The following is an 8,369-nucleotide window of genomic DNA, read 5'->3' as shown; positions in this document are numbered from 1 at the left end:
GGCGGTCCACTGGACGGGGGTGAAGGTGAGGTGGGGGCCTTCTATGTGCTTGGAGTCGCGTACGTGGATCGTGTCCGGGGTGGTGGCGACTTCCACGCAGGCGGGGCCGTCGTCGGTGCTGTGGCTGCTTTTGAACCAGGTCAGCTCGGTAAGGGACTTCGCAGTCATGTCTCTCCCAGGATCTTCTCGATGAAGGCCAGCGACTCTCGTGGCGGGAGGGCCTGCGCCCGGATGACCCCGTACCGCAGTTCCAGGATCTGGATCTCCTTCCTCTCCGAGATCAGCCGGCTGGTCCGTTGAACCTCGTTGTGCGCCACTGTGCTGCCCTCCTTGAGCCGTAGCAGATGGAACGGACCGCCGAGCCCGGCGTTGTCCTCACGATCCAGAGGAAGGACCTGGATCTCCACATTCCGCCTCTGCCCCACATCCAACAGCCGTTCGAGCTGTCGGCGCAGCACCATTTTGCCCCCGACTCGTCGCCGCAACGCAGCTTCATCATGCACGAAGCTGAAGGACGTGCTCGGCTGGCTGCCCTCGACGATCCGTTGCCGGGCCAGACGGGCGGTGACCAGTTGGTCGACCTCGTCCTGCGAGAAGGCGGGCCGCCGTGACCCGAACACCGCCCGCAGATAGTCCTCGGTCTGGAGCAGGCCGTTGACGACGGAGTTGTCGTAGGCGCAGATCTCGACGGCCTCCGCCTCCAGCTTCGCCAGGTCGCGCACCTTCTTCGGGAAGCGGGCCTTCTCCACGTCCTTCTTCAGTCCCCCGATGAGGCCGTCGGCCTCGAGGACCCGGTCGGCCGCGTCGAGGAACTCCTCCATCGGCGCCCGGCGTCCGCGCTCGACGGACGAGACCTGTTCCTCGCTGTACCCGATGTGCGTGCCGAGGGCGGCCTGGGTCAGCCCCATCCGCTCCCGGCACATCTTGATGACCCGCCCGACGGTCCGCAGAACGGCCGCCGACTCCTCGTCCGCCCCGTAAGGTTCCACGCTCATGTCCCCACACCTCCGTGGGTTCAACACGCGGCGGGTGCGGGACGTCACGCGTCACGACCCGGACAGGCCCGGACACCTTCCGTACGGCGCTCCCGGGTACGGTCGCCGGGACTGTTCACGGCGGAGCCGGATGGCCACGCTGAGTGACATGAACGTCGATATCGTCCCGCCCGTCGAACACGTCGACCCCGTCCGTCACTTCAGCATCAGGCTCTCGGCCACCGCCCGGGGCGCACGCCTGGCCCGTCACCTGTCGGCCGAGCAACTCGCTTCCTGGGGCTGGCCGTACGACAGCGAGGCCAACCGCACGGCGTCCCTGCTGGTGGCCGAACTCGCCGCGAACGCGGCGGTGCACGGGCGGGTGACGGGCCGGGACTTCAGGCTCCGTCTGACCCTCCACCCGGAGGACGCCACGCTCCGTATCGAACTCACCGACGCCCGCCCCGACCGCCGCCCACCGACGCCCGGCGCACTCGCCCCGGCCGAACTCGACACGGAGTCCGGCCGGGGGCTCCTCCTCGTCGAGGCACTGGCCACCCACTGGGGCACCACCTGTGGGAACCCGTACACCAAGACGGTGTGGTGCGAAGTCCTTCTGGGCCGGGGCGACGAAGCCCCGCGGGGCTGACGAGCTCGTCAGGTACGGGAGAACGGCGCCCAGCGGGAGAGCCCGAACCCGCCGCCCTCGCGCCGGATCTCGAAGGCGCCGTGGCCGGGCAGGTGGGCGGGGAGCACGAGGGCGTTGTGGTCGGCCGCGTAGGCGAACATCCGTGCCCGGCTGGCGCGGGCGCCGTCCTCGTCCTCCTCGAAGCAGCTGTTGAGGTGCGGCTCGTGGATCTGGATCGCGCCGTGCAGCAGGTCACCGGCGAAGACCGCGCGGTCACCTCCGGACTCGAGGTGGACGACCGAGGAACCCGGAGTGTGCCCGGGGGCCGGTTCGAGCCGGAGGTTGGCGTCGATGACGTGGGAGTCCTCCCAGGTCGTGACGAGCCCGGCGTCGATCACCGGCTGGACGCTGTCCTCGTAGACGTTCTGGTTCCCCCGGCCGAACTTGGTGCGGTGCAGGTTCTCCGGGTGCCAGTACTCGACGTCGGTCCGCGGCATCAGATACGTCGCGTTCGGGAAGGTGGGCACCCAGTCGCGTCCGTCGAGCCGGGTGTTCCAGCCGACGTGGTCGTCGTGCAGATGCGTGTTGACGACCAGGTCGACGTCCTCCGGCCGGACGCCGGCCGCGGCGAGGTTCTCCAGGTAGTCCGTGTTCAGGTACGACCAGATCGGCTGGAGCGGGCGGTACTTGCCGTTGCCCGCTCCGGTGTCGATCAGGATGACCCTGCCTTCGCTGCGCAGCACCCAGGACTGGGTGGCGACGCGCGACAGGTCGGTGCGGGCGTCCCAGTGGTCCGGGTCCAGCAGCGCGGCGTGGCGCCGCCATTCCTCGGGCTCGCTGCCGGGGAAGAACACGTCGGTCGTCATCGGGGAGGTCTCCGAGAACTCGATGACGCGGGTGATCTCGACGTCCCCCAGTTCCACCGTGGTGACCCGGGGTGCCGTGGAGACGGCCGCCTCCGCGGGCGAGGACGGCGCGGGCGGGGTGGTGGGCATGGTGTCTACCTCGTTCGTGTGCGGTGCCCGGGGCAGGGCCGCGATGCGTACGGCGGTGCCGTGGGGGCGGGTGAGCAGGGGATGCGGAGCGGCTTCTCGCCGCGATCCGTACGACCGACTCTGGAGGCCACCGGCCGAGGTGACCAGGCCCGCTCCTGCCTACCCCTGACAGGTGCAGGCGGCGGACACGTCTGCCGCGCATACTTGCCGCCATGAACCGCAGATCACCGCTCGGTGAGTTCCTGAGGGCGCGGCGGGCCCAACTGAGCCCGGACGACGTCGGGCTGCCCCGGTACGGGGACCGGCGCCGGGTGCCCGGGCTGCGCCGGGAGGAACTCGCGATGCTCGCGGGGGTCAGCGCCGGCTACTACACCCGGCTCGAACAGGGCCAGTCGCTCAACGCCTCGGCCGAGGTCCTCGACGCGATCGCGACCGCCCTGCACCTGACCACGGCCGAGCGGGAACACCTGCACGTCCTGTCGACGACGAGTCACCGGACCGGGCCGGCGGCGCCTCCCGAGGAGCACGCCTCCGCGGATCTGCGGACGCTGCTGGCCGCCATGGGCGACGTGCCCGCGCTCGTCGTGGGCCGCCGCAACGACGTGCTGGCCTGGAACAGGGCCGGGCACGCCCTGCTCGCCGGACACGTGGACCCCGCCTCGCCCGACGACCCGGTCACCCGGCCCAACCTGTCCCGGCTGGTCTTCCTGGACGCGCACACCCGCGCCCTCTACCGTGACTGGCCCGCCAAGGCCCGTGCCGTGGTCGGCAACCTGCGCATCCTGACGGCCCGCAACCCCGAGGACGCCTGCCTCGCCGCGCTGGTCGGCGAACTGGCGATCCACAGCACCGAGTTCGCCTCGCTGTGGGCCGAGCACACCGTCGAGCCCTGCGGCCGCGACGTCTACGACCTGGCGCATCCGGTCGTCGGGGACCTGACCGTCACGCAACAGACGTTCCACGTCCCGCAGGAACCGCACCAGTCCCTCGTCACCTTCACCGCGGAGCCCGCATCCGCCTCCTCCACGGCGCTGACGGTGCTGCGACAGGCTTGCGGCATGGGCATGGGCATGGGCATGGGCGAGGGTGCGGGGCGGGGACCTAACCCGTGAACTCGGGCCGTTCGTAGGGCGTCCACCAGCTCAGCAGGCCCCAGACCCCGAGCGCGAGCGCGCCCGTCGCCAGCACGGCCGCGAGCCACGGGCGGCGCGATGTGCGCAGGACGAGCAGCCAGACGGCGAGCGGGACGAGCGCGCCGCCGGCGGCGACGAGGGGGAGGTCGACGTAGAGGACGCTCAGGTCACGGTGCGTGCCCTCGAAACCGCCGTGGACGTTGACCCGTGCCCTCGGCGCCCAGGAGAGCACCGACACGACGGCTCCCACGGCCGCCAGGAGGATGCCCGCACAGCCCCGTCCCTCTTCCCTCATGCCTTGATCCGACGCGATCGTCCCGCCGGTGGTTCCCGGCCTCCTACTGCCGGTATCCGCCGAGGAACCGCCCGATCCGGCCGATCGCCGCCTCCAGGTCCTCCGCGTGGGGGAGGGTGAGGATGCGGAAGTGGTCGGGGGAGGGCCAGTTGAAGCCGGTGCCCTGGACGACCTGGATCTTCTCCCGCAGGAGCAGGTCGAGTACGAACTTCTCGTCGTCGTGGATCCTGTGCACGGACGGATCGATGCGCGGGAACGCGTACAGCGCGCCCTTCGGCTTCACGCAGCTCACGCCGGGGATCTCGTTCAGCTTCTCCCAGGCCACGTCCCGCTGTTCGCGCAGCCGGCCGCCGGGTGCGGTCAGTTCGTGGATGGACTGCCGGCCGCCGAGCGCGGCCTGGATGGCGTACTGGGCAGGCGCGTTGGCGCACAGCCGCATGGAGGCCAGCATGGTCAGGCCCTCCAGGTAGTCCTTCGCGTGCTGTTTGGGGCCGGTGACCACCATCCAGCCGGAGCGGAAGCCCGCCACGCGGTAGGTCTTGGACAGGCCGCAGAAGGTGAGGACGACCAGGTCGGGGGCGAGCGCGGCGGCCGAGTGGTGCACGGCGTCGTCGTAGAGGATCTGGTCGTAGATCTCGTCGGCGAGGACCATCAGGCCGTGGCGGCGGGCCAGGTCGAGGATGCCCTCGACGATCTCCTTCGGGTAGACCGCGCCCGTGGGGTTGTTGGGGTTGATGACGACCACGGCCTTGGTGCGGTCCGTGATCTTCGCCGCCATGTCGTCCAGGTCCGGGTACCAGTCGGCCTGTTCGTCGCACAGGTAGTGGACCGCCTTGCCGCCCGCGAGGTTCGTCACCGCGGTCCACAGGGGGAAGTCCGGCGCGGGGATGAGGACTTCGTCACCGTCCTCCAGCAGGGCCTGTACGGCCATGGAGATCAGCTCGGAGACGCCGTTGCCGAGGAAGACGTCGTCGACGTCGACCTCCAGGCCCAGGGTCTGGTAGCGCTGGGCCACCGCGCGGCGGGCGGAGAGGATGCCCCGTGAGTCGGTGTAGCCGTGTGCCCGGGGGAGCATCCGGATCATGTCCTGGACGATCTCCTCCGGCGCCTCGAAACCGAACAGGGCCGGATTGCCGGTGTTCAGGCGCAGCACGCTGTGCCCCGCCTCCTCCAGCGCGTTGGCGTGCTCGATCACCGGACCGCGGATCTCGTAACAGACCTCGCTGAGCTTGCTCGACTGCCGGAACTCCATGCGCCGCTTCCCCTCACGTGGTGTTGCTTGGTTTTACCAAGTGGGAGCTTGGAAAGTCCAACAACATGTCTAGACTGCGTCGCATGTCACCTCGCCGAAGCTACGACCAGTACTGTTCCGCCGCCCGCGCGCTCGACGTCGTCGGCGACCGCTGGACCCTGCTGATCGTCCGCGAACTCCTCGCGGGCCCGCGCCGCTACACCGACCTGCACGCGGACCTGCCCGGCGTCAGCACGGACGTACTGGCCTCCCGGCTCAGGGACATGGAGCGCGACGGCCTCACCACCCGCCGCCGGCTGCCCCCGCCCGGAGCGGCGTACGTGTACGAACTCACCCCGCGCGGCGGCGCGTTGCTGCCCGTGCTCCAGTCCCTCGGCACCTGGGGCGAGGCCGAACTGGGCGAGCGGCGCCCCACGGACGCGGTACGCGCCCACTGGTTCGCGCTGCCCCTGCTGCGCGCCCTGGAGGGTGAGGGCCTCGTCGAAGTCCGCCTGGACGAGGGCAGGTTCCACCTGCGCGTCGGCGCCGAGGACGGTCCCGTGTACGGTGACGGCCCCGCCCCCGGGGAACCCGACGCCCTGCTCGCCCTGGACACCGCCACCTGTACGGCGATCGGCCGCGGCGAGCTGACCCTGGCCGACGCGGTCCGCGCGGGACGGGTCGGGGTGACGGGCGAGGGCACGCTCGCCAAGGCGCTGCGCGGGACGTGAGGCGAGAAGCCGGAAGGCCCGCACGGGGGCGGGCCTTCCGGGGGGACGTCACGCGGTCGGTGGCACCCCGGGCGGGCGCCCGGACCCCCGCGTCAGCCGGTAGCCGGCGACACCCGCCAGGGCGGCCAGCACACCGCCCGCCGCCGTCCATATCCAGCGGTCGGACCACCAGCCGGAGGTCCAGCCGTCCTCGGGCTCCAGGCCGGCCAGCACGGCGGACGGCGAGTCGTCGTCCTCGTCGGCCTCGGCGCGCGTCGCGATGCCCGGCACCAGCGGTTCGGACAGCGCACCGTCCACCGCCGCCGCGCCGCCCATGTCCTTGGACCCAACACGCAGTTCGGTGCTCACCGGCTGGCCGAGGTCGGCCGTGGACAGCCGCAGCGCCGTGAGACGGACGTAGTACGTGCCCGGCAGCGGGTCATCGGCCCACGGCTCCGACCAGGCGCGGACCGTGCGCAGCACGCACTCCAGCTCCACGGAGGGCGTGTCCGCCCCGGCGGTGCGGGTCTGCGCGCCGTACTGGCAGGCCTGGCGGCGGCGCAGACCGTCGTACACGTCGATCTGCCAGGTCTCGGCGGCGTGGCTCTCCGGCAGCTTCACCGTCGCGTGGACGGTGGGGCGCTGCCCGGCGTCCGCCGGGAACGACCAGTACAGGTAGTCGCCCGTGGAGGCCCGCGCGGTGGCGGTCTGCCCCTGCTCGACCTCCGTCGCCGTACGGAACGAGGTGCCCGCGCGGGTGGGCGCCCCGTCGTCGCCGGACGCGCCGGGGGAGGGGGAGGAGTCGGCCGCGGCGGGGGCGGCGGCCAGCCCGAGGGCCAGGAGGGCGGCACTCAGTACACGTACGGCGCGCATCAGTTGGTCCTCCAGACGGCGACCCGCCAGCGTGACAGCCAGCCCCAGACGAGACCGGCGAGGAAGCCGGTGAGGACCAGCGCGCCGAGCAGCCACCAGCCCCGGCCGAGGCCGAAGGAGGCCACGTCGTCCGCGCCGTCCGGGCCGTCCACGACGTCGACGGTCAGCTCCAGCGGAAGACCGGGCGTGGTCTTCACCCCGGAGTCCACCGAGAAGGAGTTGGTCACCGCCAGGCACACGACCTCGGCCGCGGGCTTGCCGCTGTCGTCGTCGTCCCGCTCGGGCTTCGGGTGGCGCAGCCCGGTGGACAGCACATCCGTACGGCCGTTGCCGGCCGCCTCGCCGCGCACGATCTCCCGGCCGTGCACCGTGACGGCCCTCAGCAGCACCCCGTAGTCCGGGCGCACGGCGCGGTCCGCCGCCACGCTCACCGAGGCGCGCAGCTCCTGGCCGGCGAGCAGTTCCACGCGGTACCAGCGCTGCTGCCCGAACTCCTCACGGTCGGTGTAGAGGCCGGACTCCAGCACCGGCGCCTCGGCGCACGAGCCGGCACCCTGGACGGCCACCGGCGTCACCACGGGCTCGGCCGCGCGGTCCACCAGCTCGTTCACCCGGTCGGTGAGCTCGTCCTGGTGCTCGACCGAGGTGTACGTCCCGCCGGTCGCCTCGGCGATGCAGCTGAGCTGCCGGCTCAGCTTGGCGTTCGGCACCAGGCCCAAGGTGTCGATGGTCAGGCCGATGCCCCTGGCCGCGATCTCCCGGGCCACCTCGCACGGGTCGAGCGGGGCGCAGGTGTCCTCGCCGTCGCTGATCAGCACGATCCGCTTGGAGCCGTCGCCGCCCTCGAGGTCGTCGGCCGCCTTCAGCAGGGCGGGGCCGATCGGGGTCCAGCCCGTCGGGGCGAGCGTGGCCACCGCCGTCTTCGCCTCGGTGCGGTCCAGCGGGCCGACCGGGTAGAGCTGCGCGGTGTCCTTGCAGCCCTCCTTGCGGTCGTCGCCGGGGTAGTTCGCGCCGAGCGTGCGGATGCCCAGCTCGACCTCCTCCGGCGTCGCGTCCAGCACCTCGTTGAACGCCTGCTTCGCCGCCGCCATCCGGGACTGGCCGTCGATGTCCTTGGCCCGCATCGAGCCGCTCACATCGAGGACCAGGTTCACCTTGGGGGCGTCCTGACCCGTGGGTTCACCGGCGGCCGCCCCGGCCGGGAAGGCGAACCCGGCCGTCAGTGCGGCGAGCAGGGCACAGGCGCCTGCCACCGGCCGTTTTCTTCTGATCATCGGCGGATCCTATTGATCAGGAGCGCCGCGCTCCAAAACGGGGTGTCACGGGGCCTCGTACCGGAGCGGATTGGGCAGTTCCGCCCATTGGTCCCCCGATGTCCGCGGTGACAGCCGCATCAGCGTCAGCGCCTTCGCCGGCAGCGGGCCGTCGAGCAGGGCGGCCAGGTCCGGGGTGCGCGGCAGATCCCGTACGGCGCCCTCCAGGGCCGCCCGCAGCGCCGGTCCCGACCCCGCCGTCCCCGCCAGCGCGCCG

The 8,369-nt window shown here is 71.8% G+C and carries 10 protein-coding genes and 1 pseudogene; 3 read left to right on the top strand and 8 right to left on the bottom strand.

What is annotated here, in order from left to right:
- Together B7767_RS40905 and B7767_RS40900 are read right to left on the bottom strand one after the other, a co-directional pair.
- Window positions 1–168 (bottom strand): DUF397 domain-containing protein (locus B7767_RS40905; protein ID WP_085576302.1); only part of this gene is annotated, 168 nt, incomplete at its 3' end.
- Window positions 165–995 carry a helix-turn-helix transcriptional regulator gene (locus B7767_RS40900; RefSeq protein WP_085576301.1) on the bottom strand — a complete coding sequence of 277 codons (831 nt, stop codon included), beginning with the start codon at window positions 993–995 and terminating at the stop codon, window positions 165–167. The genes B7767_RS40900 and B7767_RS40905, both read right to left, overlap by 4 nt.
- Before the next feature lie 148 nt (window positions 996–1,143).
- On the opposite strand from B7767_RS40900, the gene B7767_RS40895 reads away from it, so the two are divergent.
- Window positions 1,144–1,623 carry an ATP-binding protein gene (locus B7767_RS40895; RefSeq protein ID WP_085576304.1) on the top strand — a complete coding sequence of 160 codons (480 nt, stop codon included), beginning with the start codon at window positions 1,144–1,146 and terminating at the stop codon, window positions 1,621–1,623.
- Between the two features lie 8 nt (window positions 1,624–1,631).
- Here B7767_RS40895 and B7767_RS40890 read toward each other — a convergent pair whose 3' ends face one another.
- The gene (locus B7767_RS40890) at window positions 1,632–2,597 is read right to left on the bottom strand and encodes an MBL fold metallo-hydrolase (protein ID WP_256923753.1); all 966 of its coding nucleotides are present in this window, start codon (window positions 2,595–2,597) and stop codon (window positions 1,632–1,634) included.
- Window positions 2,598–2,809: 212 nt separating this feature from the next.
- On the opposite strand from B7767_RS40890, the gene B7767_RS40885 reads away from it, so the two are divergent.
- On the top strand, window positions 2,810–3,709 hold the full coding sequence (locus B7767_RS40885; protein WP_085576300.1) for a helix-turn-helix domain-containing protein: 900 nt from the start codon (window positions 2,810–2,812) through the stop codon (window positions 3,707–3,709).
- On the opposite strand, the gene B7767_RS40880 is transcribed toward B7767_RS40885, so the two are convergent.
- Together B7767_RS40880 and B7767_RS40875 are read right to left on the bottom strand one after the other, a co-directional pair.
- The gene (locus tag B7767_RS40880) at window positions 3,699–4,025 is read right to left on the bottom strand and encodes a hypothetical protein (protein ID WP_085576299.1); all 327 of its coding nucleotides are present in this window, start codon (window positions 4,023–4,025) and stop codon (window positions 3,699–3,701) included. The genes B7767_RS40885 and B7767_RS40880 overlap by 11 nt on opposite strands.
- A gap of 43 nt (window positions 4,026–4,068) precedes the next feature.
- Entirely contained in the window at window positions 4,069–5,277 is a 1,209-nt protein-coding gene (locus B7767_RS40875) for a pyridoxal phosphate-dependent aminotransferase (RefSeq protein WP_085576298.1), read from the bottom strand.
- An 83-nt stretch (window positions 5,278–5,360) separates the two neighbouring features.
- Between B7767_RS40875 and B7767_RS40870 the strand changes: the two genes are divergently transcribed.
- On the top strand, window positions 5,361–5,987 hold the full coding sequence (locus B7767_RS40870; protein ID WP_085576297.1) for a helix-turn-helix domain-containing protein: 627 nt from the start codon (window positions 5,361–5,363) through the stop codon (window positions 5,985–5,987).
- A 48-nt stretch (window positions 5,988–6,035) separates the two neighbouring features.
- On the opposite strand, the gene B7767_RS40865 is transcribed toward B7767_RS40870, so the two are convergent.
- From B7767_RS40865 to B7767_RS40855, 3 genes and pseudogenes are all read right to left on the bottom strand, one after another.
- Window positions 6,036–6,839 carry a hypothetical protein gene (locus B7767_RS40865; RefSeq protein ID WP_085576296.1) on the bottom strand — a complete coding sequence of 268 codons (804 nt, stop codon included), beginning with the start codon at window positions 6,837–6,839 and terminating at the stop codon, window positions 6,036–6,038.
- Window positions 6,839–8,113 (bottom strand): VWA domain-containing protein, encoded by a 1,275-nt coding sequence (locus B7767_RS40860; protein WP_107486629.1) that lies wholly within the window; start codon window positions 8,111–8,113, stop codon window positions 6,839–6,841. The genes B7767_RS40865 and B7767_RS40860 overlap by 1 nt, the downstream gene beginning before the upstream one ends.
- Before the next feature lie 45 nt (window positions 8,114–8,158).
- Window positions 8,159–8,369 (bottom strand): annotated as a pseudogene (locus B7767_RS40855) (IucA/IucC family siderophore biosynthesis protein); the annotation flags it as partial.

It is taken from the genome of Streptomyces sp. 13-12-16, from assembly GCF_002114215.1.
Classification (GTDB): domain Bacteria; phylum Actinomycetota; class Actinomycetes; order Streptomycetales; family Streptomycetaceae; genus Streptomyces.
This window is presented reverse-complemented; position numbering and strand designations above follow the sequence as displayed.